Source organism: Brunnivagina elsteri CCALA 953, assembly GCF_002289455.1.
Lineage (GTDB): Bacteria > Cyanobacteriota > Cyanobacteriia > Cyanobacteriales > Nostocaceae > Brunnivagina > Brunnivagina elsteri.
Genome location: NZ_NTFS01000082.1, coordinates 1 through 19,013, shown reverse-complemented (window position 1 = coordinate 19,013; position 19,013 = coordinate 1). Strand labels below are relative to the sequence as shown.

Genomic DNA, 19,013 nt, shown 5'->3' with positions numbered 1-19,013 from the left:
CCCTTCGCGTGATAGTGTTGGTAAGTATATGAGAAAGAAGATTTTATTTTCTGGAAGTTCCTAATCATGTTTATTTCCAGATAAACCCGATTTCTCTCCTAGTACTCAATGCAGAGATGACCCTAGAAAAGCTCTTTGCAATAAATACTTCAACAATTACCTTAAATAAAATTAGCCCACCTACGTGGGCTTTATTGGACTTAATTAGAATTTATACATATAGCCCCAGGTCTTAACCTGTAGGCTATTATCAAGCAAAAACCTAACTCTGTGTCACAACTTCCTTATCCTTAGCCAAAAACTTCTCCAACTCAGTCAACGCATCCGCATCAACCTTTGTCTGCATCGGACAGAATTTTGGACCACACATCGAACAAAATTCAGCAGTCTTATAAATATCTGCTGGTAAAGTCTCGTCGTGATATTCCTTCGCACGTTCCGGATCGAGGGATAACTCAAACTGGCGGTTCCAATCGAAGTTATAACGGGCACGTGACAATTCATCATCCCTATCCCTCGCACCTGGTCGATGACGGGCTATATCTGCGGCATGTGCGGCAATCTTATATGCAATTAACCCATTACGCACATCCTCCGCATTCGGTAATCCCAAATGCTCTTTAGGTGTCACATAACACAACATCGCTGTACCGTACCAGCCAGCCATCGCAGCCCCAATCGCGGAGGTAATATGGTCGTAACCCGGTGCAATATCTGTCACCAAAGGACCAAGTACGTAAAAAGGAGCCTCTGAACACTCTTCCATCTGCTTTTTGACATTAAACTCAATTTGATCCATTGGCACGTGTCCAGGACCTTCTACCATCACTTGGATATCATGTTCCCAAGCTTTGCGCGTAAGATTTCCCAGGGTTTTGAGTTCGGCAAGTTGCGCTTCATCGGATGCGTCATGGGTACAACCGGGACGTAATGAATCACCTAAGCTAAAGGATACATCATATTTTTTGAATATTTCGATGATGTCGTTGAAGTGGGTAAAAAGCGGGTTTTGTTTGTGGTGATGTAGCATCCAACGTGCCAAAATACCACCACCACGGGAGACAATACCTGTAAGACGGCTTCTCACTAAAGGCAAATGTTCGATTAAAATACCCGCATGGATGGTTTGATAGTCTACCCCTTGCTGGGCATGTTTTTCAATGATGTGGAGAAAGTCGTCAGCAGTGAGATTTTCGATTGTGCCGTGGACGCTCTCCAATGCTTGATAGACTGGAACTGTACCAATGGGAACCGGGGAAGCTTTAATAATTGCGGTACGAATTTCATCTAGATTTCCCCCTCCAGTGGATAAATCCATGACGGTATCAGCACCATATTTGACTGATAGTTGCAGTTTGGCAACTTCTTCGTTGATATCTGATGAGTTGGGAGAAGCACCAATATTGGCGTTTACTTTACATCTGGAGGCAATACCAATTGCCATTGGTTCTAAATTTGTGTGATTGATGTTGGCAGGAATTATCATTCTTCCCCGTGCAACTTCATCACGAATTAAGTCTACAGGTAAGTTTTCCCGTTTGGCGACAAAGTGCATTTCTTCGGTGATGACACCTTTACGAGCATAATGCATTTGAGACACATTACTTTGCCCGCGTCGCTTGGCAACCCATTCTGTTCGCATAATAATTATCCTTAATAAACGGCTTCCCTACGCTGGTATTACCCAGTCTCAGGTGTTAAGGGTCTATTCTCAGCCTGTTTTTTTTTCAGGCACCCCTAGCATTTATTATTGTTGCAGGTTTTTGGGTAAATTATCAATTGGTTATGGGTGAGTGATATGAATCTTGATATTTGTTTGGGGTTTGGTATCTGAGAGCATGTTTGAAAAGTTTGGGAAGGTATAATTTGTAATTCTGAGTGGAGCTTTGCGGAACGTTCGTCAGCATGACATAGAAGAAGACTTTTCAAACAACCTCTGAGTAGAGATATATATATTTGGAATTGGGAGATTTTTGTAGAAATACAATACATTATGTCTCGATATTTTGGATTAAGGATTTCCAGAAAATAAAATATCTCAACATAGACTCATCAATCGTATCATTCATGAGGGAGGGTGGGGAGACCCCACCCCTACTACAACAATTTGGAATCATTTACTTCTTGGTGTTCCCTTATTTGCGATCGCATTAAGTAAAAAACTCTCTTTCTTGAGTATCTTTTTAAAATTGAGCAATAAGCAGAGCTTAATGCGGTCGGTATATCGCACTCACAGCAAGTTCCTATCCAAATAATAACGCAATTGTAAACATGAGATAATACAAATAAACTAAATTCATCCCTTTATCACAAACAATTGCTTTCATAACTCAGCTTATTTAAAAATCAAATGCGATACATAATTTTGTATAAACCATATGGTGTCTTGTGCCAGTTTACGCAAGATACACCAGAACGGGAAACTTTGAAAGATTACATTAATGTTCCGGATGTTTATCCTGTTGGCAGATTAGATTGGGATAGCGAAGGTTTAGTTTTGTTGACGGATAATGGACAGTTACAACACCGTTTGTCAAATCCCAAATTTGGACACGATCGCACTTATTGGGTACAAGTTGAACGGATTCCCGACGATGTAGCTGTAAATAAGTTGCGAAATGGCATCGAAATTCAAGATTATCGAACTAAACCAGCAAGGGTAAGCTTATTACCAGAAGAACCAATTTTGCCCGAACGAAATCCCCCCATCAGGTTTAGAAAAAATGTACCAACGGCATGGTTAGAAATAACTTTGACTGAAGGCAAAAATCGCCAAGTTCGCAGAATGACTGCTGCTGTAGGTTTTCCGACACTGCGTTTGGTACGCTCTAGTATAGTACACCTCAATTTAAATGGATTACACCCCGGTGAATGGCGTGACCTCTCATCCGCAGAAGCGAAATTGCTGCATAATATTGCTTTTATGAGCCGTATAAATAATTAGAAAGTCAAATCTAAAATCAAGTGTTTTTATATTCAGAAATTTAAATCTTTTTTAATCTTCTCTTAAATTTTTCCGTGAATATTCAAGTAAGTAGACTAGCAAACACCAATTTACCTAAGTTTTAGGGTATCTAATATAAAACACCACTAGGATGTGATTTATGTCATTGCAATTATCCCAATCGTTTCAATTTTATTTTCCAATACCAACTTTTACAATAAATGACCAAAAAACTGTATAATATTTTTCTTTAATCAATTATCATCAGTTTTCTTTATATATCTAATTGCTTTGGGTGCAGGTTTAATTTTTATGAATCGTCAACAGCCGTCTAGCTGGCATCAAATCTGTCAAGAACAAGATAATATTGTGTCCCTAACACCCCATCACTTGGAACTTGTGCCGGAACGAGTTTTAGATAACAAGCTTCGTCCAAATGAAGTTTTGCAGCATACTCAAGAACAACTTTTATGGTACCGTCAACTCTACGAACAACTGCCTTCGATTTATTTCGTACTAGATAGTAGTGGTATAGTTCTATCTGTGAATAGGTTTGGTGCGGATTTGTTGGGTTTCACCCCATCAGAATTAATCAATAAACCTGTTTTTGATTTGTTTGCGTCATGCGATCGCACGTCACTAGCAGATGCTTTGATTAGTTTGTTTAAAATGCCTGCTACAGCCCCAACTAGCAATTGGGAATTTCGTTTAGATTGCCGCCAGAGTAAAATAAAATGGGTCAAGGTTGTCGCCAAAATTTTGCCGGGAAATGAGCAAAATCCCCTGATTCTCTTGGTGTGCGAAGATATTACAGACCGCAAACGTTCTGAGGATGCTTACCAAGAAAGCGAAGAACGCTTCCAAAATATGGCAAATACCACACCAGTGATGTTGTGGATGTCGGGATGTGATGGTTTATGTAACTTTTTTAACCAATTTTGGATGCAATTTACTGGACGCACCATCGAGCAAGAAAAGGGTATTGGTTGGATTGATAGTGTATATCCTGATGATAAGCTTAAATGCTTACAAACCTATTATTCCGCATTGAATACCCGCACGAAGTTTCAGATTGAATATCGTCTGCGTCGTGCAGATGGGGAATATCGCTGGATTTTGGACACAGGAACACCCAGATTTATCCCCAGTGGAGAGTTTGCTGGTTACATTGGCTGTTCTATAGATATTACCGAACGAAAGACTGTTGAGGCTGCTCTTAAATCAAGTCAGGAAGCTGCAAAAGCTCAAATCGACGAGATGGACAGGTTAAATCGTCTCAAAGATGAATTCCTGAGTACAGTATCCCACGAACTGCGGACACCTTTAACAAATATGAAAATGGCAATTCAGATGTTAGGGATTGCCTTAGGTTTAGAACAAAGTCTATTAGTCGAAAATCCCAAGTTAAAAACCCCTGATTCTAAGGCATCTCGGTACTTCCAGATATTAAACAACGAATGCGATCGCGAAATTAATCTGATTAATAATTTTTTAGATTTACAAAAACTCGATATAGATTCCAAACCTTTAGTACTGGAAACCGTAATTATTCGGGAATCGTTAATGCGGATTGTGGAGTTATTCAAAGCACGTAACCGCAACTGCCGTTCCAACCTGCAAATCCATGTTACCCCAAATCTTCCTCCCCTCGTGTGCGATCCATTCAGCTTGGAGCGCATAATTATGGAATTATTAACCAATGCTGCTAAATTTAGCCCAGCAGATCAAGAAATTATTATCACAGCCCAATTAAAATCCCAAAACATCGAATTTCAAGTTATAAATACTGGTGTCGAAATCCCAGAATTAGAACGCGATCGCATTTTCGATAAATTCTATCGTATCCCCAGCAATGACCCTTGGAAACAAGGTGGTACAGGTTTAGGGTTAGCATTAATCCAAAAACTCACCAGATATCTGGGAGGAACTATCGAAGTCGAAAGCAATTCCAATCTCACCTGCTTCACAGTTTTGCTACCGTTAAGAGGGGAATAGTTCATTCCATAGTTCCAAAACTGCTCGGTTAAGAGAACTCCACAGAAAGAAATGCTCTTCGGTCATTCTGTAGCTTGCTACTTACAGAAGCCGCTTGCGCGTCTACCCGCAGGGTGGAACACGCGCTGAGTCGCAAAGCGACACGCTGCGCGAACGCGTTGCCGCAGGCTAGAATCTCGCGGAGATGCTGAGTCCCAAGGGGACACGCTACGCGAACGTTCCTCAGCATGACAACACAGGATCATTCATTTTGTGCCTTACTCTAAGATAAATAAATTGACATTTAAATCATGTAGAGACGTTGCAGTGCAACGTCTCTAAAAACCTAAAATTATTACAAAAAATCCTTAACCGACAAGTATTTGGAATGTTTCCTTTCTTACCAATATCCAATCTCCAATCCCCTTTTTTCTAAATAAGCTTGCGGATAGCTAGTATCTCTAGCTACCATGCGTAACAAAGCAGAATGCCACAAAAATTCATTCGTGAAACCACAAAATACAATCATTGGTGTACCCTTGAGTATGGTTGCCAATTGTGGCACTTGTGATATTTGGTGGACTAGAAGCACCTTGGAACCGGAATTAAGGAATTTCCACAATGCTGATTTGCCCTGATTGTAAATTCGATAACCCTAATCAAAACAAGTTTTGTCAAAGCTGCGGCACTTCACTCACCGAAAAAGCCTGTTCCGCTTGTGGAAGTGATGTGCCTGTTAGTGCAGAATCATGTCACCACTGTGGTGAGTTTTGTGGAACCGTTTGGTTAGCAATTGTGACCAAGGATGAAATTTCTACCACCAAAACAGCAAAACTTGTAGAAGATTCTCTAGAAACCCCCATAGAGGAAAATAGTACTTTTATTCAAATACCTTCCACCATCAAACCACTTTCAGCCGAGGTGGGAAATATAAGCGATCGTGAATTTACTCCTCACTCAAGTCCAGTTCTTACAGTTACAAATTCTTCCCCAGAAATCAAATCAGTTTCATACCTAGATTCACAGAAGCGTTATAAATTACTCGACTCTTTGCCCAGCGATGCTGATATGCAACCTGGAGAAGAATTTTGCGTTCGAGTACTCGACTGTAACCCGTATCAAATTACGCCATTGATGGCAGCTTTTATAGGTTCAAATAACTCATCTACAACAAAATCTAGTGCCAAACAAACCGAAGTATCGGGTATTCCGGATTTTGCCAAACCCTATCTAGCGCTACATTCCCAATGCCATCAAGAAATTCCATTAATCCACGATGCTTGGACATCAGGAAACTTACAAGTTATTCTGCTGGAAAATCGCTCTAATTACCAGTATTTACTAGAACTTTGGCACGATGATAAAACAACATCGCTACAAATTGTCCATTATTTTTTACAGATGAACAAACTATGGGAAATTTTGGAACCCCTCAATTGCCGACAAAGTTTGTTGGAATTATCGAATTTACGCTTGGATGAAGACCAAGTATTAGTACTAGAGAAGTTGTATAAAGAATATCCATGTTCTTCTATATTTGATACCTTAGAAAATGGAAGAAGTTCCCAGATAGAAGCTAAAACTCAACCCGTAACTATCAAATCTTTAGGTAAGGTTTGGCACTCACTCTTCAGTCAATCACAACGAACCCAATTTGGCGCGTTGATGCAACTACTAGAGGATTTGGAGAGTGGTAACATCCAAACAGTCGAACAAATACAGCTACACTTGCGAGCGATCGCATCAGAATTACAACCTAATCCCCCAAACAAAATTGATGACGACGAAAACAGTGATGTAACGGTTACGCTGGTATCAGACCCAAATACTGTGGCACATACTGTTCTACAATTCGAGGAATCGGAGGAGAATGAGAATAAAAGCGATGATATGCCTACAATCGTTCTCCCCATGCAGTTAAATACCCTCGATCACGTAGGATTAACCGATGTTGGTCGTCAACGCGACCACAACGAAGATTATTTTGGTATTGACACAAAAATTAACAAAATCGAATTACCAAAAGCACGTGCGATCGCAGCACGTGGTTTATATGTTCTTTGCGATGGGATGGGGGGACATGCGGGAGGTGAGGTAGCCAGCGAATTAGCCGTTCGTACCCTGCAAAAATACTTCCAAACCTACTGGAATTTTAACCATCTGCCCAACGACGATATTATTCGCGAAGGAGTACGTCAGGCAAACAAAGCGATTTACGACCTCAACCAAAAAGACTCGCGATCCGGTGTAGGACGTATGGGTACAACCTTGGTAATGATGTTAGTCCAAGATACCCATGTAGCAGTTGCTCACGTCGGTGATAGTCGCTTGTATCGTCTGACACGCAAAGGAATCGAACAAGTCACCATCGACCATGAAGTTGGGCAGCGTGAAATATTACGGGGAGTCGAACCCAATATTGCCTATGCTCGTCCCGATGCTTACCAACTCACCCAAGCATTAGGACCCCGTGACGAGACTCTAATTGACCCAGATATTCAATTTTTCCAAGTAGGTGAAGATACTTTATTTATCCTTGCTTCCGACGGATTATCAGATAATAATTTACTCGAAACCCATTGGGAAACTCACTTGCAACCCTTACTTAGTTCTAATGCTAACTTAGATAAGGGAGTACGCGAATTAATCGACTTGGCTAATAAATACAACGGTCATGATAACATTACCGCCGTACTCGTTAGAGCAAAAGTACGTCCCAATATCGAACAAGGAACTAGAGAGTAGGAAAGTTACCAGTAATTAGTTAGGAATATGGATTACATAAAGTGTAAGTATTAAGTATGACTTTCCTTCCTATCCCGGAATCACCCCCCTTGTAAAGGGAGGAAACTAGGAATCCAGTCCCCTTATAAAGGGGGAAACTGGGAATCCAGTCCCCTCCCCTTAATAAGGGGAACCACTTGCGTGCGGGGGTTTCCCCCGTTGAGCAAAGTGGTGTGAGGGTTAGGGTGGGGTTCCATATTTTATTCATTCCACAATTACTAATAATTTAGTCTTAACTTCCCTCTCTCCCTTTTTCCATTCACCCTTTTCCTCTACCCTTCCCCTTGAATGTGGTTATCCTTACCCTACTAGAACCGCAACAAAAAAAAACACTCCACCAGTGGAGTTTTACAGGCGAATCCCTAATTCGCATCGGTCGAGCAACTGATAATCATATTGCGATCGCAGATGATTTGGTTTCTCGTCATCATCTCGAACTAAGACGAGTTGATGCTAATGGACTAAATAAAACTTGGCAAGTTGTGAGTACAGGTATCAATGGCACCTTTCTCAATGGAGTCTTAGTGACTCAAACCCAACTTCCCGACAATTGCCTATTACAACTAGCAAAGGGTGGACCATTACTCCAATTTCAACTCGAACAACAAGTTCCCATTCCCAATAATCCTGTCAGCAGTCGCACCCTTTGCAACCACGAAGGCAACAAACCCAATAATTTATTTTGCGTTCATTGCGGTCAACCGATCAACGTCCAGCAAACAATACGTCATTACCAAGTTTTACGAACCCTGGGACAAGGTGGTATGGGAACCACATACTTGGCATGGGATGGAATTGGAAAAATTTCCGGACATCCCCAACTATTGGTATTGAAACAAATGAATGCTGATATGGCAAAAATTGCCAAGGCACAAGAACTATTTGAACGGGAAGCAAGTACCTTAAAATCCCTCTCCCATCCCGGTATTCCCCAGTACTATGACTTTTTTGTCGAAAATGGGAAAAAATATTTAGCAATGGAATTAGTCCACGGAGAGGATTTAGAAAAAGTTATCTATACAAGAGGACCTGTTACTCCCAGTCAGGCTATTAGCTGGATGATTCAAACTTGCGATGTACTTGATTACATTCACCAACAAGAACCACCACTGATCCATCGCGATATCAAACCTGCAAACCTAATGGTGCGAAGTTCGGAAAACCGCGTTGTAGTCCTTGACTTTGGGGCAGTCAAGGAGATTTCCAGCGTACCCGGAACCCGCATTGGTGCAGAAGGTTACTGCGCTCCCGAACAAGAGCGCGGACAACCTCTAACCCAATCAGATTTATATGCGATCGGTTCAACACTGATTTTTTTACTTACAGGTGAAAGTCCATTCAAATATTATCGCCAGCGTGGACGCAGCTTTCGATTTGAAATTGCAAACATCCCAACGATTACTCCGCAATTACGGGAAGTCATTGACCGTTTGACTGAACCTCTGCCACGCGACAGATATCAAACCGCTCAAGAAGTCATAGCGGCTTTGTCCAATTGTAAATAATTATAAGAATTGGGAGTTAGGGGTTAGAAATTAGAAGCTAGGAAAAAGTTAGATTTTTATGAAAGTAGATGCTTGCTACGCAAATCACTTCATTACTCCTAACTCATCACTTCTAACTCATCGCTCCTAACTAAAAATTCCCTAGTCCTCTTCATCCCAAGTCTCAACAGACAGGAGGTCGCCAATCGGGTCTTGCATGGTAAACCCAAAGTCTAGCAGTTCCTGTTTCCAGTGCTGCCAGTCATTTCCAAAAAGCAAGGCGATTTTCCAAATACTGTCTGTTGGCTTAATGATCTGAGAGTCTACAAGTGATTGCACATTACGTTGCAATTTCACCATTGGGTGAAGTACTTGCTGAGTCATAACCTAGATTTAATTCCGATTTTGTTTGAGTAAATACTTGAAATCAAAACTGCTTTCCTTTACGGAAGTATTGCCTATACGTAGAGTATCTTACCTTTGGCAAAGCAAGTCTTATTCTCTTTAACTATACCATATGTCATTCAATGCTGTTAGCATTAAAATTCGGTTTTGTACGGTAATCACTACCAAAGTTGGGAATATTGTTCAAGTAATCATTGGGTTGAGTTGGGAAGAGAAGCAGTCATTAGACTATTTGCAAATATTTCTGCATTGTCCAAGACGACCTCTAAATGTTTACTTGTTTTATTTGGGTCGATGTGCCTGATTGTAGCCAAACCCATAGAAAAATCTTTATATATAGGTTTTTTTGGAGCAACTGTAAACTTTAAGTTGAGTTTAGGTTTTATCGTTTACGGTTAATTGTTCCTTAGCTTATCGCAAACATTTGGGAATGGAAACAATTCGTTGGTATCTTCATAAAAATTTAAGATTTGTGGGTATTGGGGTTTAAGTCGCTTGATGGGGAATCTTAGCTGATTGTTGGCGTTAGTCGTGCGATACAGCACTTCCGGTAGCTATGAGGTACATGCTCAAAGCTGAAAGCCATGATTAGAACGCAACTGAGGATAACAACTGTATTGTGTAATAGCCGGAAGTGCTGTAAGCGGAGCTTAATGCCAAGTATCGCACCTGAGATATGGTGTTTCTCGTTTGGATGCATCATAAGTCAGGGCAAACAGCCGTTTGCCCCTACAATATTCTTGAAAATCAGGGTAAATAATCGCGATGAGGTAACTGCGAACAAGTGCATCAAGTCTATTTGAGTTTGAGGTTGAATAGATTGCGATCGCATTTAGGCTTGAAGTGGATATATTGCGATCGCACTAAATTTGAGGTGAGTTATGTTGCGATCGCATTGAGTTCCCAGAAAATAGGAAATAAATATACGGGTAATATCACTTTGTTGCAATCATATTCAAGCTAATCAAAGTATCGAGTAGACGCATTGAACTACAATCATTAAAGAATCCAAACTCTTGAACTTGTGTATATTGAGTAAATCCAACCTCTTCCAAATATAAAGCCAGTATGTCAGCATCAAAACCAACCTTGTGGACATCATGCTCGTTAGTTTGCCCTCCAAACATCATCCGCATAATCTGATGTCGTTCTAAAGGCATCAAATTTGGATGGATAAATAACCAACACAAAACCTGTAAATTTGGAACACTAATATACAACCTTCCTCCAGGTTTAAGCACTCTATGCCATTCGGAGAGAGTAGCAATCAATTCATTCCCTAAACCATAGTAAAAATGCTCCAATACATGACTGGTATAAATTGCCTCAATGGATTCATCAGCAAATTGATTTAAATTACTTGCATTACCAACAAAATCGACTTCTGGACGTGATTCGATATCAAAAATTTTCCATTCCAAATTTGGCTCGCGTCCACCAATATGAAGCTTAATAGATTCCATAAATGTTTAATATTGAACTGTACTAGTCGTAGAAACATCTAGTTATCCCGCAATCAAGATAACCTCATTTGGTTAAAGTTGCCAATATATTGCCAACATTTTTATACATCATCATGATTATCAAGACTGTCTATATATTTCCCACATCTGTTGGTAAGCTTTTTCCATCTCAAGAGTAAACTGTTTACCATTCCAGAGGGGAGCAGTTTGCCTCGATTTATGCAATTTCCATGCAACTTTTTGTCTTAACTTGGCATCCTTTCCAAAACGAATACCCCACTCGATATATTCTTCATTTGTCCAAGCAATGCCTTCTTCGATACCCGCATTCATCATCATTGTGTAGCTATTGCGGGCAACAAATTGTTCTCCCACACGCGTCACAATGGGAATACCCATCCATAATGTTTCTAAAGTTGTTGTTGCGCCATTATACGGATAGGTATCGAGTACAACATCAGCAATACTTAAATTTGCTCGATGGGTTAATTCTGCTGCGACATTTGGTAAGAATCTGAGTCTTTCGATACTAACTCCTTCTTCTTCTGCAATTTGGTAGAAAAATTGTTTAATTACCTCTTCATCAGCAGAACCTTTAATCAAAAAATAACTGTTGGGTACTTCTTTAATTATTTTCATTTGCCATCTAGTCGTTTCTGGATGACGTTTATACCCTCTTTGTGCGCTTAAATAAACAACAGCATCGCTTGGGATATTTAAATCATCTCGACGTAATGTCGGAATACCAACTTCAAACCCATCTACAGCAATGTAGGTATTAGGGAGTCGCCATATTTTCTCTGAGTAGTAGTTTTGAGCAGAATCTGGCAAAACATAAGGGTCTGCTATGTAATAATCGATTGCAGGAATACCTGATGCGTCCCACCCTAACCAAGTTACTTGTATCGGTGCAGGTTTCACAGCCATTACCGCACAACTAATATCCAACGTAATACTATCAAGGTCTACCAAAATATCTATTTCATCTTCATTGATTGCATCGGCTATTTCTAAGGCACTCATCCCTAATTTAACAGCTTTCGTACAATTATTCGCATACCATTCCTGAAGTGCATCTTGACCTAACATATAGTTGGCAATGTACGTATTAATCTCAAACTTTTCACGGTTATGATGTTGAAATAACCATCTTGCTAACCAACCAACAGAATGTTGTTTGAAGCAGTAAGATAAATAACCAATTTTTAGTTTTTTTTCTTTTTTAGCAGCACTTTTAATAATTTTTAAGTTATTTTCATACTTAATAACTTTTTCTTGAGAGAGAGATTGGATATTTTTTTGAAAAAAAGTTGCTACTTGGTTTTGAATATTTCTGAAATCTTCAGGAGTGTCTTTTATATGTGGAATAGAAAAAGCAGGTGTCATGAGTCGAAGTGTCATCACATCATCTAAGTGTTGTGGTTGCTCTTTAATTAATTGTTTAAGCAATTCTTCCAAGTCAGAACAAGCTAAAGATACTTCTTTTGAATAACCACCAGATTTAAGAGAACCGCGTAAAAATAGATGAGCCGCAGCAATTTTTTCTCCTAAATCTTTTGATAAAAATTGACATTTTTTAGCTATTTCGATGCCTTTGCTATATTCGCTAGCATCTTGATAAAAAGATGATAAATGCCTCAAAAATTCTAAATTTTCTGGTTCTAATGTCAAGTAAATTTCTAGAAGCTTTGCAGCCGTTTTTGGGTCTTTATATGTATAACCTACTTCCATTGCAGCCGAAAGCATAATATAGAAATAGTTACTAATATCCTTGACTATTTTGGAACAGGTATTGGCAAAATCTAATGATATTGGGTGCAATGGTTCTTTTTTTAATAGCTTTTCGAGTACCTGTAGCAATAAAGCTTCATCTAAATCAGATTCAATACTAGATTGTATATATTCAATTATGTTTAATTTAGTTAATTCATCCCCTATAAAATTATCTACTTTATCTGCAAAATAGCAGATATGCAAAAGATTATTTATATCATTTGGCTTAATTTCTCGTATATGTTGTCTAATTGCCCAAGCTAAATGATATTCTTCTATAAGAGTACGTTTTTCAACTTCTGTTTGCAATATATTGACAAGCTTTTCTACATAAACATTTATTTCATTCTCATCGAGTTCAGAGATAGGTAACATCCAAGTAATCTGTGCTTCTTCTTCCTTCCCATTTAACAAAAGTGCTAGTCCTAAAAAACAATAGTTGGAAGTAACTTCTGGTTGTTCTAAAATGGCTTTTTCATATAAGCTAATAGCATCATAGTATAGACCTTGATTGAAGTAGTAATCTGCTTTTTCTTGTAAGTTATCATTAGTTGTATTCATAATTTAAGTTGTTCGCCTAAAATAACGTTCATAATCAACCAACAATTATAATTCTAAATATTTAAAAAATACTCAAAAATCAAAAAAAAAACTGAGCAAAAGTCTACTCAGTTTAAATCATTGAATATCCAAATTAAAATTAGAGATTTACTCTATTTAGATGGTATTTTCTGCCTCTAAATAATTTATCAACGTGATGATGATTAACTAGATGTATACCAAATGAGACTAATAAATTGCACTATATGAATTACATAAAGTATATAAATCAGTAATTGGTATACATCTTTGTGATTAGCTATAATTAGCTGACTACCTTGTAAGCGGTGGCTGCACCACAAGCAGGAGCAGGAGCAGCGGCTGTACCAGCAGTGGTTACTTCTGTTCCAGTGGCAGCACCAGTAATACCTTTAGCTGATATAGCTTCACACAATGTAGCCAAAGTAGTTGCTTCACTGGTTGCTGCAATAGTACCCAGAGCTACACCACCGATGTAGGCTTTAATTGCGCTCTTTTGGGGTTGAGCTTGGTTGGTTACTAGAGTCACAGTACCCCCACCACCCGCTATCTTATATGTGTAGTTTGCAGTACTTGTATTAACACCAAGCCCAAGCTTACCCATGTCTCCTGCTGTGCTACCTACAAATCCACCGTTTTCGGCAAAATAAGCTTGTTGAGCGCGGTTCATAGAACCTATGTATGTTTTAGCTTCTGATTGTTTTGCCTTGTTTGCTTGGTTTAAGAAAGAAGGTAAAGCAATAGCAGACAAAATACCAATAATGATGATTACAACTAATAATTCAATAAGAGTAAAACCTTCATCTCCTTTCTTTTTGCTGAGGATGTGTTGGAGAAATTTTGCTTTCAATTCGTTTTTCATATATTTCCCTAGTTGTGTTTGAGTTTTAAACTTGCTTGTCGATTTCTATAAATAACTTACCCACATCGATTCAGTTTCATATCACCATCGCAAAAAAAATATTTAACTAAACCTCGTCGATGATGAAACCCGGAGTTTTTTAGCGATTCAAATACGTCATTGCGACGTAAGGAAGCAATCTCAAAGTCTTTATGGAAAACTACAGTTCTCAAGATAGACGAGGTTTATATGCCCCATAAATAAAGTACTGAACTATATTTAAGCTTTCACCAATGGGACAAATCTTTTATTAATAAGGGTTTTGATTGAAATCAAAAATATTCTGAGGGCACGATACTATTGTGCCCCTACCCCATCTAGATTGCTTTTTCAGTACTAATCAAGCTTGACGCTCAAGCATCACGTACCCAAGACCTTCCAATCGCAGTAACATCTGCTGTATTAACTGAAATGCTTGTTCGTGTTCAATTGACTTCAAGGTGATAGGGTCAAGTGGACGAATTTGCTTCCAACTCTCAATCAATGATGTTACTGGCTGCGGTTGCTCTAATAAGCGAATGAGACAAAGCGCCATTCCACTATCTATATTGATAATCTGGTTATTAATTAGGGATAGGTGGGAGCTAATGGGGAATGCTTTTAATTCTGTAACGCAATCAACAAGTTCTTCACGGAACTTGGCTGTCTTTAGTTGGGGATGAAGATAAGCTGTTGCTTTTTCCCAGTCGATTTTTTCCCATTCTGCAACTGGTGTAAATGCTCGCTGCTGTTGGGGATGACCGCACCAAAGGTCAAGCAAACGATGAATGGGGTGAAATAACTCAAATAAGTGTAACCTTTCTTCGTCACAAAGCTCTGGAAGACTGAGGGCAAGAAATGCTGGTAAATCATCTGGCTCTTTAAACAAGTCCATCACATCCCATTGCAGCCAATTTGTCAAACTGACAAACTCTAATTCTGCGGCGCTTAGAAGTGCAAAAAATTCAGGGATAGTTGAGCCTTTGTCACCTACAAGTAAATGATTAGCAAGAATTGAACTATCATCTTCTTCATTAATTGGATTCCAAGTTTTCACTTTCAGCAATACATCATTTTTAAGCGCTTTCATGATGTCACGGATAGCGGATAGTTCCATCGCTTCTGGATTTCCATCCATCAAACCCATGAATTTACAGAGGTTTTGCGCTCGGTAGTACCATTCGCGTTGTAATCGACTGTGGAGATTTACACGAATAATACCATCAGGTTTTAACACCGACTTCATTGCTTGTAACCCAGCAACTGCGTCTGGAAGCAGGTAAAGTACATCGTCGCAGTTAATATAGTCAAATTCCAAACCAAGTTTCGGTAAGTCCTCAAGCAATAAAGTATGAAATTCAACGTTGTCAACACCATAGTATTGCAAGCGTTTTTCGGCAAGTTGAATGGACGGTTCAGATAAATCAACGCCAACGACTTTAGAACCTGGGTTAGCAAATGCCAGGGTCAATGATTTATAACCAGTACCGCAACCTGCATCTAAGATTACTTTATCTTTAGTATCTATAACCTTTTGATTTCTTAGGTAGTAAGGTGTCACTAAATTGTGAAGATGTAAAACACCTGGATTCTCTTTTGGTGAATCTTCTATAGGGATGCGGGGATAGGGAGCGCTATCGAATTGTTGGCGAATTTTTTCTAATAACTCAGATGTTTGTACTGCCATAGAATTTTCTCCTGAAAAATTATTTTCTTCCTCGCAAAACTTATGATTTGAAGCACAAATATATGCAGGAAAACCACTTAATTTTCAGTGTTCCCAAATACGATCGCGTTCTATCACTACTACCCCGATATTTGTCAGTTGCACAAACCATCATGATGTGCGATCGCTGCAAATGGACAATGCGATCGCGTTCTATCATCATCAGTGCTTTTCTTGGTGATGCGATCGCGCTTCTGGCTTGAATCCAATACGAATAAGGGTAAACAGCCTTACCCCTACGGTATTTTTTTGGGGCAATGCGATCGCAAATTAATAGACTATGGCAGACAAGACTTTATTTCGACACTACAGCTTTGATTCTAGTTTTAGGTAAAGAAATATTAAAAATTCCTTATTCGACCATTTAGAGCTACCTTCGGGAAAATATTGGTTTGGTACCAGCCGCCAAGGGTATGATGTGTTTGCGCGATCGCTTTTGGGTTTGATGGGCAGTTTTGCTGTTGTAGGTAAGAGAATATTGAATCGTGCAAACGACTTGTCAATTACAATTGAAAACAGCAAGCAAGATCAAACCCAATGCACAACCTTACTCGAATTACCCGTAACCCAGAAGTGATGGGTGGAAAGCCCTGTATCCGAGGAATACGTGTCACTGTTGGCACTGTTGTTGGACTAATGGCATCCGGACATTCGCTAAATGATATCCTTAAAGCATATCCATATCTAGAAGAAGCAGATATTTACGAAGCACTTGCTTATGCAGCATGGCGGGCTGAAGAAATTGAAGTGCCACTACAAAGTGCATGAAAATCTTAATTGATATGAACCTGTCGCCGGATTGGGTTGCTGTTTTTGAGAAGTACGACGGGATTACAGCAACACACTGGTATACTATTGGCGACCCCCGTGAGCGAGATACGGTAATTATGGAGTGGGCAAGAACAAATGGATATATTGTATTTACCCACGATTTAGATTTTGGTTCCTTACTTGCATCAACAGGGGCTGAAATCCCAAGCGTTATTCAAGTTCGTACCCAGGATACTTTACCTAGCAGTATTGAAGGTATAATAATTAACGCTTTGCGCCAGTTTGAATCAGAGTTAGAGTTGGGAGCTTTAGTAACAGTTGACCAATCTAAATCAAGGGTAAGAATTTTGCCCATAAGACTCGGATAAAATATTAACCTTAACCACTATTGTAAAACTTTTTTGCGATCGAATTTTTCTTTTCTTCAGTGTCCGCAACAATATAGTGAGTAAAAGCAAAATTTTTCTCGGTGGTGCGATCGCGTTTTCTCCTATCACGAATATTCAATTACAATCTAATAACTAAGCATTTTGAATTTTAAATTCCCCGTAGCGGTACTCGCTAACGAATTAGGTAAGGTAAAGAAAAATGCAGATAGGAGCTACAGAATTCCAGCAGCAATGCTTGCAACTAATGTCTCAAGTGGAGCGAACAAGAGAAGAGGTAGTAATTATTAAAGACGGTAAAGCGATCGCAAAGCTCGTACCACTCGAACCATCCAGCCCAAAATCAATTATTGGCTATCTAAAAGATACAGTAACGATGTTTGATGACCTGATCGCCCCTACTGGCGAGATATGGGATGCTGATACATGATGAAAGATTTTCTCATTCTTGATACCCATATCTGGATTTGGGTACTCAATAATAACATAGAGCGACTATCGACAAATTGTTTATCGGCGATCGAACGTGCCAGCGAATCTAATAATTTGGGTTTATCCGCAATTTCTGTTTGGGAAGTTGGAATGCTCGAAGCAAAAAAAAGGGTAACTTTTGAAAAATCCTGTATTGATTGGGTACAAGATGCTTTATCCGCACCAGGTCTAAGTCTAATTCCACTTACTCCAGAAATAGCAATCAAAAGTACGCGATTACCTGGTGGTTTTCACGGAGACCCTGCCGATCGCATTTTAGCAGCAACAACGCAGGTAATGAATGCTGTTTTAGTTACATGCGATCGCAAATTATTAGAATATGGCAAACAAGGCTTTATCTCTACCCTACCGCTTAATTAGATTCAGCAGAGCTAAATTTTCATTACTTAGGCGCGAATAAGGGCAAATGGTTGTTTACCCCCATACTATTTATCTGGGTAATGCGATCGCATTACCCAGATATCGATAATTTTTCTGTGGTGCGAATAAGGGTAAACAGCCGTTTACCCCTACGATATTGGTCAAAAATGGGTAATGCGATCGCAAATTATTAGAATATGGCAAACAAGGCTTTATAAGAGGTTAAGATGGTACAGACACCGACGAGTCCCGATAACCAAACCCTGCCGCTCAATTTACCGTCATCAATAGGGTTGTATGTTACCCAAGAACAGTTTGCTGTTTTAAGTGCGGTAAATAGAGATGTGAAATTAGAAAAAACCCCACAAGGGGAATTAATTGTGAATCCACCAACGGGTTGGGAAACTGGAGAACGCAATCTTAGTCTGACTGGACAACTAGATCGCTGGTATGAAGAAAACGAAGATTTGGGTAAAGCATTTGACTCTTCTACTGGCTTTATTTTACCCAACGGTGCGAATCGCTCTCCTGATGCTTCTTGGGTCAGTCAAGAGCGTTGGGATACACTTACACCAGAACAAAAAGGAACTTTTGCCAATATCTGTCCTGATTTTGTCGTTGAGTTAAGGTCTAGTTCCGACCGGGTTGAGTCGTTGCAGGCGAAAATGGTAGAGTATATCGATAATGGTGCAAGACTGGGCTGGTTGCTTAACCCACAACAGCGACGAGTGGAAATTTATCGATTGGGATTGACTGTAGAAGTGTTAGAAAATCCTGATTCGTTGTCTGGTGAAGATGTGTTGCCCGGTTTTGTGTTGAATTTGCGTCGGGTATGGGGTTGAAAATTTTACTAAGGAATGTGGATTTAATAAAATACAGAACCTCACCCCTTTTATTCCCCTCTCCGTTCACGGAGCTACGGTGTACACACAAGTATACCCAGAGCGGGTTTCATCGTTCCCAGGCAGAGCCTGGGAACGCAACCCCAGAGG

The 19,013-nt window shown here is 39.6% G+C and carries 20 protein-coding genes and 1 riboswitch; of the genes, 12 read left to right on the top strand and 8 right to left on the bottom strand.

What is annotated here, in order from left to right; translation table 11 throughout:
* Positions 1-262: 262 nt before the first annotated feature.
* Positions 263-1,642 (bottom strand): phosphomethylpyrimidine synthase, encoded by a 1,380-nt coding sequence (gene thiC, locus CK510_RS09885; RefSeq protein WP_095721540.1) that lies wholly within the window; start codon positions 1,640-1,642, stop codon positions 263-265.
* Positions 1,643-1,649: 7 nt separating this feature from the next.
* Positions 1,650-1,749, bottom strand: a riboswitch (TPP riboswitch).
* Between the two features lie 601 nt (positions 1,750-2,350).
* On the opposite strand from thiC, the gene CK510_RS09880 reads away from it, so the two are divergent.
* On the top strand, positions 2,351-2,944 hold the full coding sequence (locus CK510_RS09880) for an rRNA large subunit pseudouridine synthase E (RefSeq protein ID WP_095721539.1): 594 nt from the start codon (positions 2,351-2,353) through the stop codon (positions 2,942-2,944).
* Between the two features lie 312 nt (positions 2,945-3,256).
* Positions 3,257-4,939, top strand: coding sequence for a sensor histidine kinase (locus tag CK510_RS09875; RefSeq protein ID WP_095721538.1), 1,683 nt, complete (start codon positions 3,257-3,259; stop codon positions 4,937-4,939).
* Between the two features lie 379 nt (positions 4,940-5,318).
* Here the strand turns inward: CK510_RS09875 and CK510_RS09870 are convergent, their stop codons facing one another.
* The gene (locus CK510_RS09870) at positions 5,319-5,540 is read right to left on the bottom strand and encodes a hypothetical protein (RefSeq protein WP_095721537.1); all 222 of its coding nucleotides are present in this window, start codon (positions 5,538-5,540) and stop codon (positions 5,319-5,321) included.
* Between CK510_RS09870 and CK510_RS09865 the strand changes: the two genes are divergently transcribed.
* Positions 5,540-7,663 (top strand): serine/threonine phosphatase, encoded by a 2,124-nt coding sequence (locus CK510_RS09865; protein WP_095721536.1) that lies wholly within the window; start codon positions 5,540-5,542, stop codon positions 7,661-7,663. The two genes, CK510_RS09870 and CK510_RS09865, sit on opposite strands and share 1 nt — an antisense overlap.
* Before the next feature lie 329 nt (positions 7,664-7,992).
* Positions 7,993-9,207 (top strand): FHA domain-containing serine/threonine-protein kinase, encoded by a 1,215-nt coding sequence (locus tag CK510_RS09860; protein ID WP_095721535.1) that lies wholly within the window; start codon positions 7,993-7,995, stop codon positions 9,205-9,207.
* Positions 9,208-9,348: 141 nt separating this feature from the next.
* Here the strand turns inward: CK510_RS09860 and CK510_RS09855 are convergent, their stop codons facing one another.
* On the bottom strand, positions 9,349-9,570 hold the full coding sequence (locus tag CK510_RS09855) for a DUF4327 family protein (RefSeq protein WP_095721534.1): 222 nt from the start codon (positions 9,568-9,570) through the stop codon (positions 9,349-9,351).
* Between the two features lie 805 nt (positions 9,571-10,375).
* Between CK510_RS09855 and CK510_RS30930 the strand changes: the two genes are divergently transcribed.
* A complete protein-coding gene (locus CK510_RS30930) occupies positions 10,376-10,555 on the top strand; it encodes a hypothetical protein (RefSeq protein WP_143289262.1) in 180 nt (59 codons plus the stop codon).
* Here CK510_RS30930 and CK510_RS09850 read toward each other — a convergent pair.
* The 4 genes from CK510_RS09850 to CK510_RS09835 all read right to left on the bottom strand — a co-directional run bounded on the left by CK510_RS09850 (position 10,527) and on the right by CK510_RS09835 (position 15,973).
* Complete coding sequence (locus tag CK510_RS09850) at positions 10,527-11,054, bottom strand: class I SAM-dependent methyltransferase (protein ID WP_095721533.1); 528 nt, start codon at positions 11,052-11,054, stop codon at positions 10,527-10,529. The genes CK510_RS30930 and CK510_RS09850 overlap by 29 nt on opposite strands.
* 120 nt (positions 11,055-11,174) lie before the next feature.
* Positions 11,175-13,388 (bottom strand): O-linked N-acetylglucosamine transferase, SPINDLY family protein, encoded by a 2,214-nt coding sequence (locus CK510_RS09845; RefSeq protein ID WP_095721532.1) that lies wholly within the window; start codon positions 13,386-13,388, stop codon positions 11,175-11,177.
* Positions 13,389-13,692: 304 nt separating this feature from the next.
* Positions 13,693-14,268: a type IV pilin-like G/H family protein gene (locus tag CK510_RS09840; RefSeq protein WP_095721531.1), complete on the bottom strand. Its 576-nt coding sequence runs from the start codon at positions 14,266-14,268 to the stop codon at positions 13,693-13,695.
* 379 nt (positions 14,269-14,647) lie between these two features.
* Positions 14,648-15,973, bottom strand: coding sequence for a class I SAM-dependent methyltransferase (locus tag CK510_RS09835; RefSeq protein WP_095721530.1), 1,326 nt, complete (start codon positions 15,971-15,973; stop codon positions 14,648-14,650).
* Positions 15,974-16,035: 62 nt separating this feature from the next.
* On the opposite strand from CK510_RS09835, the gene CK510_RS30925 reads away from it, so the two are divergent.
* The 3 genes from CK510_RS30925 (at position 16,036) to CK510_RS09820 (ending at position 17,151) form a co-directional block, all read left to right on the top strand.
* On the top strand, positions 16,036-16,215 hold the full coding sequence (locus CK510_RS30925; protein ID WP_143289261.1) for a hypothetical protein: 180 nt from the start codon (positions 16,036-16,038) through the stop codon (positions 16,213-16,215).
* Between the two features lie 334 nt (positions 16,216-16,549).
* The gene (locus tag CK510_RS09825) at positions 16,550-16,780 is read left to right on the top strand and encodes a DUF433 domain-containing protein (RefSeq protein ID WP_095721529.1); all 231 of its coding nucleotides are present in this window, start codon (positions 16,550-16,552) and stop codon (positions 16,778-16,780) included.
* Positions 16,777-17,151 (top strand): DUF5615 family PIN-like protein, encoded by a 375-nt coding sequence (locus tag CK510_RS09820; RefSeq protein ID WP_095721528.1) that lies wholly within the window; start codon positions 16,777-16,779, stop codon positions 17,149-17,151. The genes CK510_RS09825 and CK510_RS09820 overlap by 4 nt, the downstream gene beginning before the upstream one ends.
* A gap of 10 nt (positions 17,152-17,161) precedes the next feature.
* Here the strand turns inward: CK510_RS09820 and CK510_RS33925 are convergent, their stop codons facing one another.
* Positions 17,162-17,290 carry a hypothetical protein gene (locus CK510_RS33925; protein WP_281257002.1) on the bottom strand — a complete coding sequence of 43 codons (129 nt, stop codon included), beginning with the start codon at positions 17,288-17,290 and terminating at the stop codon, positions 17,162-17,164.
* Positions 17,291-17,371: 81 nt separating this feature from the next.
* Here CK510_RS33925 and CK510_RS09815 point away from each other — a divergent pair, with 81 nt between their 5' ends.
* Genes CK510_RS09815 through CK510_RS09805 form a run of 4 tightly spaced genes read left to right on the top strand, consistent with a single transcriptional unit; the run spans position 17,372 to position 18,863 of the window.
* On the top strand, positions 17,372-17,599 hold the full coding sequence (locus CK510_RS09815; protein ID WP_095721527.1) for a type II toxin-antitoxin system Phd/YefM family antitoxin: 228 nt from the start codon (positions 17,372-17,374) through the stop codon (positions 17,597-17,599).
* A complete protein-coding gene (locus CK510_RS09810; RefSeq protein ID WP_095721526.1) occupies positions 17,596-18,021 on the top strand; it encodes a type II toxin-antitoxin system VapC family toxin in 426 nt (141 codons plus the stop codon). Before CK510_RS09815 ends, CK510_RS09810 begins: the two co-directional genes overlap by 4 nt.
* 50 nt (positions 18,022-18,071) lie before the next feature.
* On the top strand, positions 18,072-18,215 hold the full coding sequence (locus CK510_RS31640; RefSeq protein ID WP_158224870.1) for a hypothetical protein: 144 nt from the start codon (positions 18,072-18,074) through the stop codon (positions 18,213-18,215).
* A 33-nt stretch (positions 18,216-18,248) separates the two neighbouring features.
* Positions 18,249-18,863 (top strand): Uma2 family endonuclease, encoded by a 615-nt coding sequence (locus CK510_RS09805; protein ID WP_095721525.1) that lies wholly within the window; start codon positions 18,249-18,251, stop codon positions 18,861-18,863.
* Positions 18,864-19,013: the final 150 nt, after the last annotated feature.

Coding starts and splice junctions, on each gene's coding strand:
- thiC (WP_095721540.1), bottom strand. CDS start 1,642: ATGCGAACAGAATGGGTTGCCAAGCGACGCGGGCAAAGTAATGTGTCT.
- CK510_RS09880 (WP_095721539.1), top strand. CDS start 2,351: ATGCGATACATAATTTTGTATAAACCATATGGTGTCTTGTGCCAGTTT.
- CK510_RS09875 (WP_095721538.1), top strand. CDS start 3,257: ATGAATCGTCAACAGCCGTCTAGCTGGCATCAAATCTGTCAAGAACAA.
- CK510_RS09865 (WP_095721536.1), top strand. CDS start 5,540: ATGCTGATTTGCCCTGATTGTAAATTCGATAACCCTAATCAAAACAAG.
- CK510_RS09855 (WP_095721534.1), bottom strand. CDS start 9,570: ATGACTCAGCAAGTACTTCACCCAATGGTGAAATTGCAACGTAATGTG.
- CK510_RS09850 (WP_095721533.1), bottom strand. CDS start 11,054: ATGGAATCTATTAAGCTTCATATTGGTGGACGCGAGCCAAATTTGGAA.
- CK510_RS09845 (WP_095721532.1), bottom strand. CDS start 13,388: ATGAATACAACTAATGATAACTTACAAGAAAAAGCAGATTACTACTTC.
- CK510_RS09840 (WP_095721531.1), bottom strand. CDS start 14,268: ATGAAAAACGAATTGAAAGCAAAATTTCTCCAACACATCCTCAGCAAA.
- CK510_RS09835 (WP_095721530.1), bottom strand. CDS start 15,973: ATGGCAGTACAAACATCTGAGTTATTAGAAAAAATTCGCCAACAATTC.
- CK510_RS30925 (WP_143289261.1), top strand. CDS start 16,036: ATGCAGGAAAACCACTTAATTTTCAGTGTTCCCAAATACGATCGCGTT.
- CK510_RS09825 (WP_095721529.1), top strand. CDS start 16,550: ATGCACAACCTTACTCGAATTACCCGTAACCCAGAAGTGATGGGTGGA.
- CK510_RS09820 (WP_095721528.1), top strand. CDS start 16,777: ATGAAAATCTTAATTGATATGAACCTGTCGCCGGATTGGGTTGCTGTT.
- CK510_RS09815 (WP_095721527.1), top strand. CDS start 17,372: ATGCAGATAGGAGCTACAGAATTCCAGCAGCAATGCTTGCAACTAATG.
- CK510_RS09810 (WP_095721526.1), top strand. CDS start 17,596: ATGATGAAAGATTTTCTCATTCTTGATACCCATATCTGGATTTGGGTA.
- CK510_RS09805 (WP_095721525.1), top strand. CDS start 18,249: ATGGTACAGACACCGACGAGTCCCGATAACCAAACCCTGCCGCTCAAT.